Genomic DNA, 17,995 nt, shown 5'->3' with positions numbered 1-17,995 from the left:
TTTGCTTCGCTGACATTCGGTGCGGGATCATATGAGACTTCTCTTCCTCGGCGATATGGTTGGAAAAACGGGACGCACGGCAGTGTGGGAACAACTGCCGGGACTGATCTCCGATTTCAAACTCGATTTCGTCATCGTCAATGGCGAGAACGCCGCCGGCGGTTTCGGCATCACCGAAGAGATCTTTCGCGAGACGATCGCGGCCGGCGCCGATGTTGTCACCACCGGCAACCATGTCTGGGATCAGCGCGACGCGCTGGCCTTCGCGCCGCGCGAAGAGCGCTTTCTGCGCCCCTCCAATTTTCCCAAGGGCACGCCCGGACGCGGCTCCGGCGTCTACATCGCCAGGAGCGGCGCGCGCGTGCTGGTCGCCAACATCATGGGCCGGGTGTTCATGCATCCCGAACTCGATGATCCGTTCCAGGCCGGCGAACGGGAGCTGGCCGCCTGTCCGCTCGGCGAGCAGGCGGATGCCGTCATCATCGACTTCCACGCCGAGGCAACCTCGGAAAAGATGTGCTTTGCGCATTTCGTCGATGGCCGCGCCAGTCTTGTCGTCGGCACCCACACGCACCAGCCGACCGGCGATCATCAGATCCTCAATGGCGGCACCGGCTATATTTCCGACGCCGGCATGTGCGGCGACTATGATTCCTCGCTCGGGATGGACAAGGAGGAACCGCTCAACCGGTTCCTGTCGAAAGTGCCGAAAGGGCGCTTCGAGGCAGCGACCGGACCGGCGACATTGTGCGGCGTCGGCGTCGATATTTCCGACCGCACCGGGCTGACCGAGCGGATAGCGCCGTTTCGTCGCGGGCCGCGGCTGGAGGAAACCGCGCCGTCCTTCTGGTCGTGACATTGATATGGACGCAAGCAGTACCTAATTGCCGGCGACACTGCTCTAGATCGTAGATGGGACGACCTCCATGCAGCTTATCGAATTCCTGGCGCCGCATTTTCACTTTGTCTCCGATCCAACGGCCTGGGTCGCGCTGCTGACGCTGGTGGTGCTGGAGATCGTGCTCGGCATCGATAATCTGATCTTCATCTCGATCCTGACCAACAAGCTGCCGGAAGCGCAAAGGGCGCGTGCCCGCCGGCTCGGCATCTCGGCGGCGCTGATCATGCGGCTGGTGCTGCTGGCCACGATTTCGATCATTGTCCAGCTGACGGCGCCGGTGTTCACCGCCTTGGGTCACGGGTTTTCCTGGCGCGACCTGATCCTGATTGCCGGTGGCCTGTTCCTGGTCTGGAAGGCGACCAAGGAAATCCATCACACGGTCGATCCCGACGATCACCGGGACACGATGCTGGGTGAGACCCTGCAGATCAGCCTCGCCGGCGCGATCTTCCAGATCCTGCTGCTCGACCTCGTCTTCTCCATCGATTCGATCATCACCGCCGTCGGCATGACCGACGAGATCGCCATCATGTACATTGCGGTGATCGTCGCGGTCAGCGTGATGATGCTGGCGGCCGGACCGCTGGCAAACTTCATCGCCAAGAACCCGAGCATCGTCATGCTGGCGCTGGGCTTCCTGCTGATGATCGGCATGACGCTGATCGCCGACGGCATGGGTTACCATGTGCCCAAGGGTTACATCTATGCGGCGATGGGTTTTTCGGCCTTGGTCGAAGGGCTCAACATGCTGGCGCGGCGACGGAGAAAAGCGAAGTCCGGCGAGGGGCATTGAGGTTGGCAAGAGCATAGCCGCGTCACGAGACCTTGGAATTTGTCGCTGTCGCGTAGGATCGCTGGATCAGCCAGTATGCCACCCATGCGATCGGCATCATCGACCGGCTGAAGTCCGACCTGAAGGCGTGAGCGATTGCAGCGGCCTCGCGGCTGGACGAATTGAGCCGATTTATCTATAAGCCGGCCATTCCGACAGAGAACGCCGTGCTTCCACGAGTTGCACCTGGGACGCTCTGAAATTTTGAATTCGAGCATTTTGCAGAAGACGAGGTGAGATCGCCTCGCTTCGGGTTGCTCTAGCCGAGAAGACGACAGGGGTGCCATGGCTGGCCATTCACAGTTCAAGAACATCATGCACCGCAAGGGCCGCCAGGATGCGGTGCGGTCGAAAATGTTTTCCAAGCTGGCGCGCGAAATCACCGTTGCCGCCAAAAGCGGGACGCCCGATCCATCGATGAACCCGCGCCTGCGCCTGGCCGTGCAGAACGCCAAGGCGGTGTCGATGCCGAAGGACAACATCCAGCGCGCCATCAACAAGGCCTCGATGGGCGATGCCGAGAACTACGAAGCCGTGCGCTATGAGGGCTACGGACCCGGCGGCGTCGCGGTCATCGTCGAAGCACTGACCGACAACCGCAACCGTTCGGCCTCGAACGTGCGCGCCGCCTTCACCAAGGCCGGCGGGGCGATGGGCGAAACCGGTTCGGTGTCGTTCATGTGGGATCGTGCCGGCGAGATCTATTATCCGGCATCGGCCGGCAGCGCCGACAAGGTGATGGACGCGGCGATTGAAGCCGGCGCCGATGACGTGGAATCCGATGAGGAAGGCCACACGATCTACTGCGCTTTCGAGAATCTCGGCGAAGTGTCGAAGGCGCTGGAAGCCTCGCTCGGTGAAGCTGAATCGGTGAAGCCGATCTGGAAGCCGCAGAACAGCGTTCCGGTCGACGAGGATCGGGCACAGTCGCTTGTGAAGCTGGTCGCCACGCTCGAGGATGACGATGACGTTCAAAGCGTCTACGCCAATTTCGAAGTCGACGACGAGACCATGGCCAAGCTCAGCGCGGCATGAGCGGAGCTCAGCCAGAGACATGAGCGAAGCTCAGCTTCCCGCCATCCGCATCACCTATTGCACGCAGTGCCAGTGGCTGCTGCGTGCCGGCTGGATGGCGCAGGAGCTGCTGTCGACCTTCGGCACCGATCTGGGCGAAGTGACGCTGGTGCCCGGCACCGGCGGCATCTTCACCATTTCCTGCAATGATACGCTGGTCTGGGACCGCAAGCGCGACGGCGGCTTTCCGGAAGCGGCCAAGCTCAAGCAACTGGTCCGCGATGTCATCGACCCAGATCGCGATCTCGGCCATTCCGACCGCAAGGGTCATACGCAAAAAGACCCCGCCTGAGCAGGATCTTTTGCATTTCGCAGAACGCTTCTCTCTTTGTCTCGACGCAAATCCGGACGGCCACGCACTTTTCCTGGAGTTGCTTAGAGCAATGAGAGAATGAAGCAGGCCATCGCCATGATGGCGGTGATGGTGCGGACGTGGTTCCACATCACCCATTGGCTCAGATGGTTCGCCCACACAGCGGCGCCGTTGCTGCTGGCCGGGTCGACGGCGGCGAGCGCATCGTTGAGCGGCACGTTGAAGATCATGGTCACGATCGGATTGCCGATCAGGTAGATCACCGCGCCGGCAAGCAACCAGTACGAGCCGGACTGGCTCCAGCCCATGATGGCGGCGGCGATAAGCACCAGACAGAGCAGGCCGGTACCGAAAAGCGCCGTCATGAAGGTCGGGGTGATCACTGTGACGTTGATCGAATTCATCGCCGCGATGCCGCTGGGGACGGGCAGTCGAGCAAGCGCCGCCATGACGAAATTGGAAAAGGCGAAAAACACGCCGCCGACGACGCCCGAGCCGATTGCGGCAATGATGGTAAGGGTGGGAAGAAGCTTGATCATGTCAGTTGCTCCAGATGCCGGTTGCTGCGGTTTCATTTGCGTAGGTGGAGAAGTCTCTTGGCTGGCGGCCAAGCACGCGCTGGACGCCGTCGGCTAGCGTCTCGTTGCGGCCGTCAAGCACTTCGGTGAACAGCTCGTTGAGCAACCAGGCGAATTCGGGCGGTAGGTCGTGCGCGGTCACGGCGGCGGTGAATTCGTCATGCGAAATCCTGACAAAGCGGATGTCGCGCCCGGCGGCCTTTCCGATCTCGGCGACGGCGTCGGCGAAGCTCAGCAGCCGCGGCCCGGTCAGTTCGTAGAGCTGGCCGGCATGCCCTGCCTCAGTCAGCACGGCAAAGGCGACGTCGGCGATGTCATCGGCATCGACAAACGGCTCGCCGACATTGCCGACCGGCAAAGCCACTTCGCCCTCAGCCAAGGGCTCGACAAGGAAGCCTTCGCTGAAGTTCTGCGAGAACCAGGCGCAGCGCAGGATCGTCCAGTCGGCGCCAGAGGCCTTCAGCATCTCTTCGGAACGCTGGGCTTCCATCTCGCCACGCCCGGACAGCAGCACCAGCCGGGTGATGCCGTTTTGTACGGCAAGCCTGGCGAAGGCGCCGATCACCTCGGCGGCACCCGGCACGGCCAGATCGGGATAGTAGCTGATGTATACGGCGCTGACGCCTTGCATTGCCGGGCCCCAGGTCGCGGGGACTTCCCAGTCGAAGCGCGGGGTGCCCGAGCGCGAGCCGATGCGCACCGGCAGGCCTTGCGCCGTCAACCGCTCGGCAAGGCGGCGGCCGGTCTTGCCGGTGCCGCCGAGGATCAGGATGGGGTTTGGTGTCGTGTTGTTCATGGCTGTTTTCCTCTGTTTCAAAACATGAGTAATCCTCACATTTGCAAAACGTGATAAACCCTCGTATTTTGCGAGTCAAGCGATTTTGTTGGCACTGGAGACAGACATGGAAGACACCGCGCCGGTTTCGCCACAGGAGCAGATTGCTTCGCCGCGCCGGGCGCCAAGCCAGCAGCGCAGCCGCGAGCGGGTCGAACGCATGCTCGCCGCTGCCTCGGCGCTGATTGCCGAGCAAGGCAGCGACGCCATGCGCATGGGCGAAGTGGCGGAACGGGCAGGGGTGTCGATCGGCTCGCTCTACCAGTTCTTTCCGGACAAGCGGGCGATCGTCTGGGCGCTGGCCGAGCGCTACACCGCCGAAAGCCAGGCGTGCATCTCGGCGGCACTCGCCGATGTCGGCGACGCCGAAAGCCTGAGCCAAGCGTTTTCGGAGCTGGTCGATATCTACTACGGGCTGTTCCTGGCCGAGCCGGTGATGCGCGACATCTGGTCAGGCACGCAGGCCGACAAGGCGCTTCGCCAGCTCGAACTCGCCGACAGCCGGGCCAACGCCGAATTCCTCACCGCGGTGCTGAAGCGGCTGCGGCCGGCAGCCGATCCGACGGCGCTGGAAACCACGGCGTTCCTGGTCTGGCAGATGGGCGAGGCCGCCGTCCGGCTGGCGATATCGGTCGAGAGCCAAGAGGGCGACAGACTGGTCTCGGCTTACAAGCGGATGGCGCTGCGGGAACTGTTGGCGGAGTAGGACGCGATGGAAGGTGAGGAACAAAAAACCCGCCACAAGGGCGGGTTTTTCCGATCTGCGAAAAAGGTCGTCGGGCTTAGAGGCCGAAACCTTCGAAACGCTTCTTGAACTTCGACAGACGGCCGCCGCGGTCGAGCAGGGTCTGCTGGCCGCCGGTCCAGGCCGGGTGGGTGGTCGGGTCGATATCGAGGTTCATCGTATCGCCTTCCTTGCCCCAGGTCGAACGGGTCATGTATTCGGTGCCGTCGGTCATGACGACCTTGATGGTGTGGTAATCGGGATGGATGTCGGTCTTCATGGTTCGGTTCCTGGCTTGCCGGCGCTGCCGACGGGCATAAGCCTGCGTCGATGCGCCCCTTTTTAAAACTCGAAGCCGCAGCTATTGAAGAGCCACGGCTTCTAAAACGGTCGGCGAGCCTATACATCAGCCGGAATTGAATCACAAGGCCGCGGCAAGCGCATATATTGAGGCGCATAGCCAGAGGCGGCTAGAGGAAACGCAGGAATGGCGCAAACCAGCAGCGCAGACGAGCGCCGGCGCTCGCTCAAGCCGCTCAGGCGCCTGTTCCCGTACATCACGCATTATCGCACGCTGGTCGTCGGCGCGCTCATTTCGCTGGTCATCGCCGCGGCAACGACGCTGGCGCTGCCGCTGGCCGTGCGGCGGATGATCGATCATGGGTTCTCGTCGGCCAACACCATCTTCATCGCCGAATATTTCGCAGCCCTGGTGGCGATGGCCGCCGTGCTGGCGGCCGCTTCGGCCAGCCGCTACTATTTCGTCATCACGCTCGGCGAGCGCGTCGTCGCCGATATCAGGCGCGATGTCTTTACCCATGTGACGACGCTGTCGCCGTCCTTTTTCGACACCGCCCAGTCGGGCGAGATCGTGTCGCGGCTCGCCGCAGACACCACGCAGGTCAAGTCGGCGGTCGGGGCGACGGCCTCGGTGGCGCTGCGCAACGTCATTCTCGGCCTTGGCGCGTTGGGGATGATGGTCGTCACCAGCCCGAAACTGTCCGGTTTGGTTATTGCCGCCATTCCGGTCATCGTGCTGCCGCTGGTCGCCTTCGGCCGCTCGGTGCGGCGCAAGTCGCGGCAGGCGCAGGATACGCTTGCCGATGCCACCGCCTATGCCAGCGAGCAGATCGGCGCGGTGCGCACCTTGCAGGCCTTCACCAATGAAAAGCTCGTCACCGGGCATTTCTCCGGTGCGGTGGAAGCCGCTTTCGAGGCGGCGCGCTCCTCGATCTTCGCGCGCTCCTTCCTCACCTTCTTTGCCATTTTCACGATCTTCTCGTCCGTCGTGGCGGTGCTGTGGTTCGGCTCGCGCGACGTGCTCGACGGCAATCTGTCGCCAGGCACGCTCGGCCAGTTCCTGCTCTATTCGGTGTTTGCCGCCGGTGCGCTCGGCGCGCTGTCGGAGGTCTGGGGCGAGCTTGCGCAAGCGGCGGGTGCTGCCGAACGGCTGACCGAGATCCTGGCCGAGAAGCCGGCAATCCAGGCGCCGGCCGATCCGAAGCCGCTGCCTGCAGTCGCCAAGGGCGCGATCGCCTTCGATGACGTCTCCTTCTCCTATCCGGCAAGGCCCGACCGCGCTGCCGTGCACGGCTTGAGCTTTCAGGTCATGCCCGGCGAGACGGTGGCGATCGTCGGCCCATCAGGGGCCGGCAAGAGCACGGTCTTTTCGCTGATCCTGCGCTTCTACGATCCTGAAACCGGCAAGATCCTGATCGATGGCGTCGATGTGCGCGAAGCCGATCCGGTCTCGGTCCGCGAGCGCATCGCCATCGTGCCGCAGGACGTCACCATTTTCGCGGCAAGCGCGCGCGACAATATCGGCTTTGGCCGGCCGGGCGCCAGCGAGGCCCAGATCGAGACGGCGGCGAAGGATGCGCTCGCCGACGAATTCATCCTCAAGCTCGAGAAAGGCTATGACAGCCAGGTCGGCGAGCGTGGGGTGACGCTGTCCGGCGGCCAGCGCCAACGGGTTGCGATCGCTCGCGCCATCCTGCGCGACGCGCCGATCCTGCTGCTCGACGAGGCGACCTCGGCGCTCGACGCCGAAAGCGAGACGCTGGTGCAGATGGCGCTGGAACGGCTGATGCAGGGCCGCACCACCATCGTCATCGCCCACCGGCTGGCGACGGTGCTGAAGGCCGACAGGATCCTGGTCATGGATGGCGGCCGCATCGTCGAGGAAGGCACGCATCAGAGCCTCGTCGCCAAGGGCGGCATCTACGCGCGGCTGGCCAAGCTGCAGTTCGAAACCGGCGCCAGCGCCTTCAGGGGCGCGGCGGAGTAGTCGCAAACATCTGCCCCCGGATGTGCCGACAGCCCTTACGCGGCTCCGTATCGCTGCTTCAGATGGTTGACGAAATAGCTGGCGTCGAGCTTTTCGCCGGTGGCGCGTTCGAGCAGGTCCGGTGTCGACCAGCGAGACCCCTGCGACCAGATTTTTTCGCGACGCCAGGCGTTGATTGACGCGAAATTGCCTTTGGCGAGATCGTCATCGGCAGCAGGATGCTCGCGTGTCAGCGCCGCCCATTGCTGCGCCGCCATCATCGCGCCCAGCGTGTAGGAGGGGAAATAGCCGAAGGCGGCACCCGGCCAGTGCACGTCCTGCATCGGCCCGTCGGCCGGATTGTCGATGGTCGAGAGGCCGAGATAGTCGCGCATCTTGGCGTCCCAGGCTTCGGGCAGTTCTGCCACCTCCAGCCTGCCCGAGACGAGCTCCTGCTCCAGCTCGTAGCGCAGGATGACATGCAGCGGGTAGGTCACCTCGTCGGCATCGACACGGATCAGGCCGCGCTCGACGTGATGCACATGCGGCAGGATGTCGTCGAGCGACCAGGCTTCGCCGAGATGCTTTTCGACCACCGGCAGCGCCCAGTGCCAGAAGGCCGGGTTGCGGCCGAGCTGCTTTTCGACGAACAGGCTCTGGCTTTCATGCACGGCCATGCCGCGCGCCTTGCCGAGCGGCCAGTGCGCCCATGCCTTCGGCAGGTTCTGTTCATACAGCGCATGGCCGGTCTCGTGCAGCACGCCCATCAATGCCGACAGGAAGTCCGAGGTTTTGTAGCGGGTGGTGATGCGCACGTCGCTCGGCACGCCGCCGCAGAAGGGATGGTGCGACACCGACAGCGACCCATGCGTCAAGTCGAAGCCGACCGCCGTCATCATGGCAAGGCCGAGCTCGCGTTGCCGGTCGATCGCATAGGTGCCCGAAAGCGGCTTCAGCGGGCGCTTGCGCAGCCGCGCTTCCTGTATCGCCAGCGCCTCCGGTACGAAGCCTTTCAGGAAAGCCTTGAGGTCGGTGAAGACAGGCGTGATGTCGGCGGCGCGGTTGCCGGGGTCGTATTGCTCCATGAGCGCGTCATAAGGGGCAAGACCGAGCACGTCGGCACGCAGCGCCGCCTCTTCGCGCACCAGCGCCACCACGCCCTCCAGCGCCGGCAGGAAACCCGCCCAATCGTTCTTGGCGCGCAGGTCGCGCCACAGCTGCTCGCAACGCATGCGCGCGGTGGTCTGACGTTCGACGAACTCGACCGGCAGGCAGGTCAGGTTGGTGTACTGCCGCCGCAATTCGGCGACCGCGGCCCGTTGCTCCTCACTCAACGCTTCCTGTTCGGCCGCGGCGAGCCAGTCGGCGATTTCCGGCGTCGTTGCCCTGGTGTGGTACATGCCGGCCAGCGCCGACATTGCCTCGGCGCGCTTCTCGCCGCCACCGACAGCCATATGGGTGGCCTCGTCGGCGCCGAGAATGGCCAGCGCATGCTCGAGCGCTTCGAGCTTGTGGCCGAGATCATCGAGTTTCTGAAAGGACATGGCGGGTTCCGTGATTGAGGACGGCGCGAAAAGATACCAACGCAAAAGCGTTTGCAACCCTGCGGCCCTGTGCGGCGGGTGCATCTTGCACAGGTGAGGTCACGCGTGAAATGCTGCCGGCGACGCATGAAGGGGGAACAACATGATCGGCAACATCCTGGTCGGACTGGTGGCCTTGATCCATGTCTACATCGTCTATCTCGAAATGGTGCTTTGGGACACGCCGCGCGGGCACAAGGCGTTCAATCTGAAGCCGGAATTCGCAAGCGCCTCGAAGGTGCTCGCTGCCAATCAGGGTCTTTACAATGGCTTCCTCGCCGCCGGCCTGATCTGGGGGCTTTACCTCGGGACAGCCGGTTTTCAGGTCAAGGTCTTCTTCCTGTTGTGCGTGGCCATTGCCGGCCTCTATGGCGCGGCAACGGTTGGCCGCAAGATCCTGTTCATTCAGACCGTGCCGGCGGTCGTCGCCCTGATTGCCGTCTGGCTTGGTTCGTAGGAAACTGAGCTGGTAGCAAGCTGGGCTGAGGGAAAAAGGACGCCCGCGGGAGAGGGGGCCCCGAGGGCGCCAGGTGGTCCTTTCCTGGCGCAGGATCTCGGAAGGAATCATGCGCGAGATCGAAGTGCTAGAGCTTGGCGTTCAAGCTTTCAGCCGTTCGGATAGTTTCCGCCGTCGGAGCCATCGCCCATCAGGAAATCGCTGCCAATACCGACCCTCAGACGCTGGTCGACATTGTCGAGACGGCGCAGCAGCTCATGGTATTGCGCGGCCGGTATCCTGCCGTGATCCGATGCCGCTATCTTCTCGGCCGCCTGACTGATGCGGACCGTCCGCATTTCCAGGCGTTCGGCGACGGCGGGCGTGATGTTGTTGGCCTGCCTTGCATCGACTATGCCCTGGCGGACGCCTTGAACCTGTTGGATGAGGCCTTCGACGCGCGGCCCCGTAAAGTCGGTCGGATCGCCGGCGTCCAGAGCGCCTCTGTGATGGCCCGCGGCATAGGCGCCGGCAAGCGGAACGGCGATGAGGACCGCCGTGAGTGTTGCAGTTCTAAGCGAGGTGCTGGGAATAAAAGAGCGCATCGTCGCGTTCTCCTCCTGAAGAGGAAGGCGGCGATTGTCTCGCCTGCCCTCCGGCTGCGGGCCGTCCGGTTCCGTCGCGTCGCGATGGGGTTCATCGCCGGCGGTTCTCGGCCCAGGCGGGGAAGCTAGGACCGCAATACGACGATGTGTAATTAAAAAAAGATAATCTTTTCAGGCCTTGCCGGCCTCGCTCTACGCCCTAGAGTTGAGCCGGCGAACAAATTCGCGTGATGCCGCGTGATGATGGATCAACGTTCGGTGAGCTTCAGTTCAATACGCCGGTTCTTGTTGCGCGCCTCTTCGGTGTCGGCGGGGTCGAGCGGCTGGAACTCGCCGAAGCCGGCGGCGACCAGGCGGTTGGCCGGCACGCCGTTCTCGATCAGGAACTTCACCACCGAGGTCGAACGCGCCGTCGACAGCTCCCAGTTGTCGCGGTAGCGGCCGGTGCCGGAGAGCGGCTTGTTGTCGGTATGGCCGTCGACGCGCAGCACCCAGTTGATCTCGGGCGGGATTTCCTTCTGCAATTCGATGATGGCGTCGGCAAGTTTCTTCATCTCCACCTTGCCGGCATCGTTGATCACTTCGGAGCCGGTCGGGAACAGCACTTCGGACTGGAAGACGAAGCGGTCGCCGACGATGCGGATGTTCTCGCGGTCGGCGAGGATCTCGCGCAAGCGGCCGAAGAAGTCGGAGCGGTAGCGGTTCAATTCCTGCACGCGCTGCGCCAGTGCGACGTTCAGGCGGCGGCCGAGATCGGCGATCTTGGTGTTGGAATCGCGGTCGCGGGTTTCGGAGACGTTGAGCGCATCCTCGAGCGCACCGATCTGCTTGCGAAGTGCTGCAATCTGCTGGTTGAGAATCTCGACCTGGCTCAGCGCCTGCTGACTGATCTGGCGCTGGCTGTCGAGTTCGCCCGAAAGTGCTACGGCACGCTGGTTGGCGGCGTCTCCGGCGCCGGCACCTTGCGCCAGCAATTGTTCGAGCCGGCTCTTTTCCGCTTCCGCCGCCGACAGCGATGCCTGCAGATTGGCGAGCGAATCTTCCTTGTCCTGCGCCGTCGAGCGCTCCAGCGCCAGAAGCTGGGTCAGCTCGTTGATCTGCGAATTGAGTCGCGAGAGCGCCGTATCCTTGCCGGAGATTTCGCGGCCCAGCAGGAACTGCGCCAGCACGAAGACGGTGAGCAGGAACATGATCGCCAGAAGCAGCGTCGACAGCGCGTCGACGAAGCCCGGCCAGTAATCGATACGGCGATCGGTGCGCCGTCCACGCGCCAGCGCCACGTCAATGCACCCCGGGCTTCTTCAGGGCGTCGGCAATCTTTTCCAGCGTGTTGCGCATCGCCTTCTGCTCGTCGGACTGGGCCTCGACCCAGTCGCGCATGATCTGCTGCTCCGAGCGCATGTTCTTGACCAGGCCGGAAATGCCGTCGGCGAGATTGGCCATGGCGGTGGCGACGCGCGGATTGGAGCCGCCGCCATTCTCCTGCATGCTTCGCAGCCTTTCCGACAAGACCCGGATCTCGTCCGAGGATTCGGTCTTGGCCTGGTCGGAGACGACGATGTCGGACGACAGATCGGTGACCGAGGACAGCCAGTTTTCCAGTTCGGTGTAGAAGCGCGTCTGGGCGCGGCCGGCCTGCAGGTCGAGGAAGCCGAGCACCAGCGAGCCGGACAGGCCGAACAGGGAGGACGAGAAGGCCGTGCCCATGCCGGCCAGCGGCGCCGAAAGGCCTTGCTTCAGCGAATCGAGCACCGCGGCGGCATCGCCGGTACCCGGATCGAGCGATTCAATGGTCTCGCGGATCGAGGCGATGGTGTTCAACAGACCCCAGAAGGTGCCGAGCAGGCCGAGGAACACCAGCAGGCCGACGAGATAGCGCGAGGTGTCACGGCTTTCGTCGAGCCGCGTGGCAATGGAATCGAGCATGGTGCGCATTGAACTGGTCGAGAAGGCCGTCGCCGAGGAGCGGCCGATCATCGCCTTCATCGGCGCCAGCAGAACCGGTTCGGTGGTTTCCGAGCCGGCACGGAACGAATTCACCCAGCGCACTTCACGAAACAGCCGTCCGACCTGGGCGAAGGCCAAGAGGATGCCGACCACCAGCACACCGACGATCAGGCCGTTGAGGCCGGGATTGCTGCCAAAGGCGGTCGAGATCTGGCGGGTCAGGATGGCGGCGATGAAGGCGACGATGACCAGGAAGATCATCATGGTCAGCAGAAAGACCTGCGGGCTCGACAGTTTATGCGGATCGTAGATCAGGACATCAGAGCGTCTGCCCATGCCGAAGGATCTGAGAAAAGCCATCCGTGCCCCGTTTCCGATGCCGCCGCCGATCACGTAGACCGCGACTCTAAACGGAATTGTGACCAAATTGAATGGCGCTTGGCAATATTGCCGCGTCTATAAGCCTGTGTCAGAGGCGATTGATGACCAGACAGTCGACCATGGCGGCCAGATGCAGGCCGGCGCCGGTGACGACGAAGCCGTGCCACAGCGCATTGTGGAAGCGCAATCCCTTCCAGGCAAAGAAGATGACGCCGCAGGAATAGACGATGCCGCCGGCAACGATCAGCGCGATCGACGTCGTCGGCAGGGTCTGGACAAGCGGCTTTACCAGGACGATGCCGCTCCAGCCGATGGCGAGATAGAAGACGATCGCCAGCCGGTCGAAACGGCCGGGAAAAAACACCTTGATGGCGATGCCCAGCGCTGCAGCGGCCCAGACGAGGACGATCATCCAGCGCGCCAGCGGCGAGCCTTCGAGCTGAGCCAGGAAAGGCGTGTAGGTCGCGGCGATCAGGAGATAGATTGCGGCGTGATCGAAGCGCCGCAAGATCCATTTCGCCGGCGACGACACCGGCCACAGATTGTAGGTCAGCGACACAGACAGCACGGTGAGCAGCGAAACCACATAGAAGGCAGCGGCGATGTATTCGCCCGGCCCGACGCGAAACGCCGCCAGCGCCAGCAGCGCCGAACCCGCCGAGATCGCCAGCACGATGCCGACCGCATGGACGATGCCGTCGGCGATCATCTCGGCGCGCGAATAGTGCCAGCGTCCGATGAACGGGATGTCGTGGTGGGGCTTGATGTCGTTCACTGCCGGGTTCCTGCGCCGCGCACTATGATCTGGGCGCTTGCCGGGCAGTATTTCAAGCTTCCATTGCGGTTTTGCGACTGCGGCGCATCAGCGCGGCGTGTCAGTCAGCGTGCCGAGAGCGGCTTCTTCACGGCCTTCAGCAAAGCGCGCTGGATGACCTCGTTGCCGGCGACCACCGAGCCGTTGTCGAGCATGTCCTGACCACCGTCCATATCCGAAACGAAGCCACCCGCCTCGCGGATCAGCAGCAGGCCGGCGGCGACGTCCCAAGCCGACAGGCCGGTTTCCCAAAACCCGTCCATGCGGCCGGCGGCGACATAGGCGAGATCGAGCGAGACGGCCCCCAAGCGGCGCACGCCGGAGACCTCCGCCATGACGTTGCGCAGTTCGACGAGGAAATTGCCGTGGTGGCCGCGGCCGAGATGCGGCACGCCGCAACCGATCACCGTGTCGACCAGCTTGATGCGGCCGGCGACGCGCAGCCGGCGGTCGTTCATGAAGGCGCCGCCGCCGCGTTCGGCGGTGTAGAGCTCGTCCATTGCCGGATTGTAGATGACGCCAGCAACGATCTGTCCCTGGCGTTCCAGGGCGATCGAAACGGCAAAGAGCGGGATGCCGTGCAGGAAGTTGGTGGTGCCGTCGAGCGGGTCGACGATCCAGCGGTGCTGGCTGTCGTCGCCTTCGACCACGCCGCGCTCCTCCATCAGGAAAGCGTAGCCCGGCCGTGCCTTCGACAGTTCGGCAAAGACGATCTCCTCGGCCTTGCGGTCGGCCTGGCTCACATAGTCGCCAGGGCCTTTCATCGAGACCTGCAGGTTCTGCACCTCGCCGAAGTCGCGCGACAGCGATCGGCCGGCTTTCATTGCGGCCTGGACCATAACGTTGAGAAGGGCTGAGCGTGCCATCGTGCTTCTTCCTGCTGCTGCGCTTCAAGCGCTGTCTTGATGCATGTCGGTGACCCAAAACCGGGGCCACTCTTGGGCGACATGCATCAGTCTGCGCGGCGCACGTAAGTGATTTCGTTGGTGTCGACGATGATGCGTTCGCCGGCGCCGATGAAGGGCGGTACCAGCACACGGATGCCGTTCTCCAGTACTGCCGGCTTGTAGGAGGACGCGGCCGTCTGCCCCTTCACCACGGGATCGGCCTCGGTGATGGTCAGCGTCACATAGTCGGGCAGAGAAATGCCGATCGGCCGCTCTTCATAAAGCTGGACCGTGACCATCATGCCGTCCTGCAGGAAGGCGGCGCGATCACCGACGAAGTCCTTCGCCAATTCGAGCTGCTCGTAGCTCTGGGTGTCCATGAACACCAGCGCGTCTTCCTGCGCGTAAAGGAAGGAAAAATCCTTGAGATCGAGCCGGATCTGCTCGACCGTCTCGGCCGAGCGGAAGCGCTCGTTGAGCTTGGTGCCGTTGATGAGGTTCTTCAGTTCGACCTGGTTGTAGGCGCCGCCCTTGCCTGGCTTGACGGTGTTGGTCCTGACCGCCACCCACAGGCCGCCGTCATGCTCGATGACGTAGCCGGGACGGATTTCGTTGCCATTGATCTTGGCCATAGTGATCTGATCCGGGAATGAGATGTTCGCTGGGAAAGCGATTTCGGGCTCCCAAGACCACAAATCGCCAGAAGAGGCAAGGGAGCGGGCAGGCTGGGGCCAAGCGGCAGCGACGAAACACCCGGGTCGGGTCGGTGCAATGGCATGCAGGGTCAGTCGCCCCGTTGATCACCGCGCCGACGGATTCAGCGATGGCATCGGCGACTTTTGTCAGTCGATGGATGTGCGGCGAACGCATGACGACGACCCGGATGGACAGGTCGAGATCGCCTGTCTCGATGAGCATCACGCCCTTTGGCAGATGGTGACGCAGAAGACGCATGGGCATCAGGCCGAGCCCGTGACCCAGGCGCACCCACTCCATCTGCATGGCCGGGGCCTGGATTCCCGGTCAGGGCAGGCGGTTCGCCTTCTGCAGCGCCTGCTTGGTCTGGTCGTCGTCCAACCCCTGCAGGAAGTCGTCCATCTGCGGGTCGATGAGACCGGCGCGGCGGGCGACGATGTACCAGGCCGCGGCGAGGACAAGATCCGGATCGGTGCCGATGCCTTGCATATAGAGCTTGGCAAGGCGGTTCTGCGCGGCGACATTGCCGCCCTCCGCCGCTTGCTTCATCCAGCCGAAGGCGGATTTCAGGTCACGGCCGCCACCGCGTCCCTCGATCATCCAGGCTGCGAGATCGATCTGCGCGGTGTCGTAATTCTGGCGTGCAGCCTGCGCCAGCAGGCGCCTTGCCTGCGCGTCGTCGCGCGGCTTGCCGGCGACGCCATTGGCATAGATCTGCGACATTGCATATTGCGCGTCGGCGAGGCCGGTGGCGGCGGCACGCTCGTAGTAGGAGACCGCTCTGGCGAGGCCGGCGTCGCCGGGGTCCTGCTGGACCAGCATCTGCGCGAAATTGAACTGCGCCAGCTGGTTGCCGGCTTCGGCGGCTGCCTGCATCAGCGCATAGGCCCCTTTCTCGTCCTTCTTGACGTAGCGGCCATCGAGCAGCATCAGCGCGTACTGGAACTGCGATTCCGGCACGCCCTGCTCGGCGGCAAGCGCGTACCATTTCGCCGCTTCCGCGGCATTGAGCGGTACTCCCAGCCCGCGCGACAGGATCTCGGCGACCAGCGTCTGCGCCGCCGGGTCGCCGTCTTGCGCGCGGATCAACGCGAGATTGTAGGCCGTCTTGTAGAGACCACGCTGGAAAGCGCCATAGGCGGCGTCGGCAGGCTTTGCGCCGAAGCGATCGGGGTTGATGGCATCGGCCGATGGCAGCGGCGCCGGCTCAGCCGTGGTGGCGGGTTGCGGCAGCGGCTTGTCGATCGGCTTGTCCGTATGCACGCCGGCTTCCGGTTTGGGTTGCGGTAGCGGGATGTTCTCCGCGGCCGCTGCCTGGACCATGAGCACCGCAAGTAAAGCCTGGAGGGGAAGCGTCGCCGAAGGCACGTCAGTCCTCGAAACGCGGCGCGGTCTCGTCGAGCAGCGCGTTGGCGCTGGCGACCGCTGCCTTGGGGTCGGCGGCGTCCGCGAACACGGCGCTCGACAGTGCCACGAATTCGGCGCCGGTGGCGCCCACCGCTTCCACCGAGGCGATGTCGGATCCGGCCATGACGATGCAAGGTATCTGGATCATGTCGGCCCACCATTTGCCGAGCGACAGGTTGCGCGGGTGCGGTTCGGGCTTGTTGTCGTAGCCGAAGCGGCCGAAGAAGATGTAGTCGGGCCGTGTCTCGCCAAGCTCGAGCGCGTCGTCGCGTGTCTTGGCGCCGCCGGCGCCGACCATCATCTTTGCCTGGAAATGTTCGATCGTCTCGGCGAGTTCGGCCTTGGAGACCTCGACATGGATACCGTCGGCCTGGACGCGGCCGGCTATGCGGGTGTCGCCGGCGATGACGACAGCGACGCCCGCGGCCTGCGCGGCCGGCACGATCTGTTCGGCGAAAGCCTGGAAGGAGGCCTCGTCCATGCCGTTCTCTGGCAGGATCAGCGAGGCGACATCGCCGCCTTCGAATGCCGCGGCGATACGGGCCGCCGGCACGCCGGGCGGCGCGATCAGCACGATGCGACAGCGGTTGGGGGGCGTTGCGTCATTCATGGTTCTTCGATCCCGCGTTTCGCCTATGCCGGGCGAAGATGGTTGCATTGCGGCATAGAGCAAAGTGCCCGCTTTGAACAGGCGGGCAGCCGGGATCGCGATTGTGACCCGCCGGGCCGCCGGCGGGCCTGTGTCACTTGATCGGGTGCGGGCTCGCGACGGGCGCCTTCGACTTCCACAGCGTCCAGCCGAGATTCATGCCGGCGGCGGCGATCAGGATGGCGGTGGCGCCGACAATCTGGCTCAGATGCAGCCGATGGCCGAAGGCCACGACATCGACCAGGATCGCCACCACCGGGTAGATGAAGGACAGCGACCCCTGCAGATGCGTCGGCAGCTTCTGGATAGCGCCGTACATCAGGATGTACATCAGGCCCGTGTGGACGATGCCGAGCGTCGCCAGCATGGCCCAACTCCACGCATCGGTGGGAAGCTGGGAAAGGTTGGCGAAGGGCGCCAGCATGACGACGCCAACGCAGACCTGGATCAGCGCGATCAGGTGCGGCGGCGTGCCCTTGAGCTTCTTGGTGACGATGGCGGCGACGGCCCAGAAGAAAGCCGCGCCCAACGCCATGACGATGCCGGTAAAGTAATCGGTGCCGACATCGCCGGCATCGGGGGCGGCCTGCACGATCAGCACCATGCCGGCGAAGGCGATGGCCAGCCAGGTCAGCTTGGTCAGGGTCAGCCGCTCGGCGAAGAACAGCGCGCCGAAGCCGACCAGCATGAAGGGCTGCGTGTTGTAGACGGCGGTGGCGATCGAGATCGACGCTCGCGAGAACGCGCTGAACAGCAGCAGCCAGTTGACGACGATGGCGACGCCGCCGAGCGCGGCGAAGCCGATGATGCGCAGCGACAAGCTGTTGCGCAGCAACCCCAGCCCGGCGCAGATGACAAGCAGCGTCAGCGCGCCGAACGCGCAACGCCAGAACACCACGTCCATGATCGGCTGGCCGGACATGACGACGAACCATCCGATCGTCCCCAGGATCGCCATTGCGGCGGACATTTCGACCGTACCGCGCACTGTATCGTTCACGACAAACCTCCGAACCCGTTGAGCCGGTATAATCTCATGCGGCAACGAAGCTTTCCATCTGATGAGA

Annotated in this window: 21 protein-coding genes; 7 read left to right on the top strand and 14 right to left on the bottom strand. The window is 63.8% G+C overall.

Translation table 11 applies throughout. The features are described 5' to 3' along the window. Positions 1 to 31 precede the first annotated feature (31 nt). The 4 genes from AC07FD_RS33070 to AC07FD_RS33055 all read left to right on the top strand — a co-directional run bounded on the left by AC07FD_RS33070 (position 32) and on the right by AC07FD_RS33055 (position 3,099). Positions 32 to 856 carry a TIGR00282 family metallophosphoesterase gene (locus AC07FD_RS33070; protein WP_095084226.1) on the top strand — a complete coding sequence of 275 codons (825 nt, stop codon included), beginning with the start codon at positions 32 to 34 and terminating at the stop codon, positions 854 to 856. Positions 857 to 926: 70 nt separating this feature from the next. Then, positions 927 to 1,694 carry a TerC family protein gene (locus AC07FD_RS33065; protein WP_478353253.1) on the top strand — a complete coding sequence of 256 codons (768 nt, stop codon included), beginning with the start codon at positions 927 to 929 and terminating at the stop codon, positions 1,692 to 1,694. A 324-nt stretch (positions 1,695 to 2,018) separates the two neighbouring features. Continuing rightward, positions 2,019 to 2,768 carry a YebC/PmpR family DNA-binding transcriptional regulator gene (locus AC07FD_RS33060; protein ID WP_478353252.1) on the top strand — a complete coding sequence of 250 codons (750 nt, stop codon included), beginning with the start codon at positions 2,019 to 2,021 and terminating at the stop codon, positions 2,766 to 2,768. Positions 2,769 to 2,787: 19 nt separating this feature from the next. After that, entirely contained in the window at positions 2,788 to 3,099 is a 312-nt protein-coding gene (locus AC07FD_RS33055; RefSeq protein ID WP_477396249.1) for an Rdx family protein, read from the top strand. Between the two features lie 83 nt (positions 3,100 to 3,182). Here the strand turns inward: AC07FD_RS33055 and AC07FD_RS33050 are convergent, their stop codons facing one another. Next, positions 3,183 to 3,659: an anthrone oxygenase family protein gene (locus tag AC07FD_RS33050; protein WP_477227675.1), complete on the bottom strand. Its 477-nt coding sequence runs from the start codon at positions 3,657 to 3,659 to the stop codon at positions 3,183 to 3,185. Between the two features lies 1 nt (position 3,660). Beyond that, positions 3,661 to 4,494 carry an NAD(P)H-binding protein gene (locus AC07FD_RS33045; RefSeq protein WP_478353251.1) on the bottom strand — a complete coding sequence of 278 codons (834 nt, stop codon included), beginning with the start codon at positions 4,492 to 4,494 and terminating at the stop codon, positions 3,661 to 3,663. A gap of 106 nt (positions 4,495 to 4,600) precedes the next feature. On the opposite strand from AC07FD_RS33045, the gene AC07FD_RS33040 reads away from it, so the two are divergent. After that, positions 4,601 to 5,239 (top strand): TetR family transcriptional regulator, encoded by a 639-nt coding sequence (locus AC07FD_RS33040; protein ID WP_478353250.1) that lies wholly within the window; start codon positions 4,601 to 4,603, stop codon positions 5,237 to 5,239. A gap of 76 nt (positions 5,240 to 5,315) precedes the next feature. Here AC07FD_RS33040 and rpmE read toward each other — a convergent pair whose 3' ends face one another. Continuing rightward, entirely contained in the window at positions 5,316 to 5,537 is a 222-nt protein-coding gene (gene rpmE, locus AC07FD_RS33035) for a 50S ribosomal protein L31 (RefSeq protein WP_006327661.1), read from the bottom strand. A 207-nt stretch (positions 5,538 to 5,744) separates the two neighbouring features. Here rpmE and AC07FD_RS33030 point away from each other — a divergent pair, with 207 nt between their 5' ends. Continuing rightward, the gene (locus tag AC07FD_RS33030) at positions 5,745 to 7,544 is read left to right on the top strand and encodes an ABC transporter transmembrane domain-containing protein (RefSeq protein ID WP_478353249.1); all 1,800 of its coding nucleotides are present in this window, start codon (positions 5,745 to 5,747) and stop codon (positions 7,542 to 7,544) included. 35 nt (positions 7,545 to 7,579) lie between these two features. On the opposite strand, the gene AC07FD_RS33025 is transcribed toward AC07FD_RS33030, so the two are convergent. Beyond that, the gene (locus tag AC07FD_RS33025) at positions 7,580 to 9,067 is read right to left on the bottom strand and encodes a carboxypeptidase M32 (protein WP_478353248.1); all 1,488 of its coding nucleotides are present in this window, start codon (positions 9,065 to 9,067) and stop codon (positions 7,580 to 7,582) included. A 142-nt stretch (positions 9,068 to 9,209) separates the two neighbouring features. Here AC07FD_RS33025 and AC07FD_RS33020 point away from each other — a divergent pair, with 142 nt between their 5' ends. Further along, on the top strand, positions 9,210 to 9,563 hold the full coding sequence (locus AC07FD_RS33020) for a DUF1304 domain-containing protein (protein ID WP_478353247.1): 354 nt from the start codon (positions 9,210 to 9,212) through the stop codon (positions 9,561 to 9,563). Positions 9,564 to 9,712: 149 nt separating this feature from the next. Here AC07FD_RS33020 and AC07FD_RS33015 read toward each other — a convergent pair whose 3' ends face one another. From AC07FD_RS33015 to AC07FD_RS32970, 10 genes are all read right to left on the bottom strand, one after another. Beyond that, positions 9,713 to 10,147, bottom strand: a complete 435-nt coding sequence (locus AC07FD_RS33015; protein WP_095084235.1) for a hypothetical protein — start codon at positions 10,145 to 10,147, stop codon at positions 9,713 to 9,715. Positions 10,148 to 10,395: 248 nt separating this feature from the next. Then, positions 10,396 to 11,427, bottom strand: a complete 1,032-nt coding sequence (locus AC07FD_RS33010) for a peptidoglycan -binding protein (protein WP_095084236.1) — start codon at positions 11,425 to 11,427, stop codon at positions 10,396 to 10,398. A gap of 1 nt (position 11,428) precedes the next feature. Further along, entirely contained in the window at positions 11,429 to 12,454 is a 1,026-nt protein-coding gene (locus tag AC07FD_RS33005; protein WP_095084237.1) for a MotA/TolQ/ExbB proton channel family protein, read from the bottom strand. Positions 12,455 to 12,563: 109 nt separating this feature from the next. Continuing rightward, the gene (gene trhA, locus AC07FD_RS33000; RefSeq protein ID WP_095084238.1) at positions 12,564 to 13,250 is read right to left on the bottom strand and encodes a PAQR family membrane homeostasis protein TrhA; all 687 of its coding nucleotides are present in this window, start codon (positions 13,248 to 13,250) and stop codon (positions 12,564 to 12,566) included. A gap of 104 nt (positions 13,251 to 13,354) precedes the next feature. After that, on the bottom strand, positions 13,355 to 14,155 hold the full coding sequence (locus AC07FD_RS32995; RefSeq protein WP_477300018.1) for an inositol monophosphatase family protein: 801 nt from the start codon (positions 14,153 to 14,155) through the stop codon (positions 13,355 to 13,357). An 86-nt stretch (positions 14,156 to 14,241) separates the two neighbouring features. Then, on the bottom strand, positions 14,242 to 14,808 hold the full coding sequence (gene efp / locus AC07FD_RS32990; protein ID WP_095084240.1) for an elongation factor P: 567 nt from the start codon (positions 14,806 to 14,808) through the stop codon (positions 14,242 to 14,244). Further along, positions 14,756 to 15,178, bottom strand: coding sequence for a hypothetical protein (locus AC07FD_RS32985; protein ID WP_478353246.1), 423 nt, complete (start codon positions 15,176 to 15,178; stop codon positions 14,756 to 14,758). The genes efp and AC07FD_RS32985 overlap by 53 nt, the downstream gene beginning before the upstream one ends. A gap of 21 nt (positions 15,179 to 15,199) precedes the next feature. After that, positions 15,200 to 16,195 carry a tetratricopeptide repeat protein gene (locus AC07FD_RS32980; protein ID WP_478353245.1) on the bottom strand — a complete coding sequence of 332 codons (996 nt, stop codon included), beginning with the start codon at positions 16,193 to 16,195 and terminating at the stop codon, positions 15,200 to 15,202. 46 nt (positions 16,196 to 16,241) lie between these two features. Further along, positions 16,242 to 16,889, bottom strand: a complete 648-nt coding sequence (locus AC07FD_RS32975) for a thiamine phosphate synthase (protein ID WP_477284861.1) — start codon at positions 16,887 to 16,889, stop codon at positions 16,242 to 16,244. 133 nt (positions 16,890 to 17,022) lie between these two features. After that, positions 17,023 to 17,928, bottom strand: coding sequence for a DMT family transporter (locus AC07FD_RS32970; RefSeq protein WP_478353244.1), 906 nt, complete (start codon positions 17,926 to 17,928; stop codon positions 17,023 to 17,025). Positions 17,929 to 17,995 lie beyond the last annotated feature (67 nt).

This window comes from Mesorhizobium waitakense (genome assembly GCF_056431085.1).
Note: the sequence above shows the minus strand (reverse complement) of the source record. Positions and strands in the feature narration are given on the sequence as shown.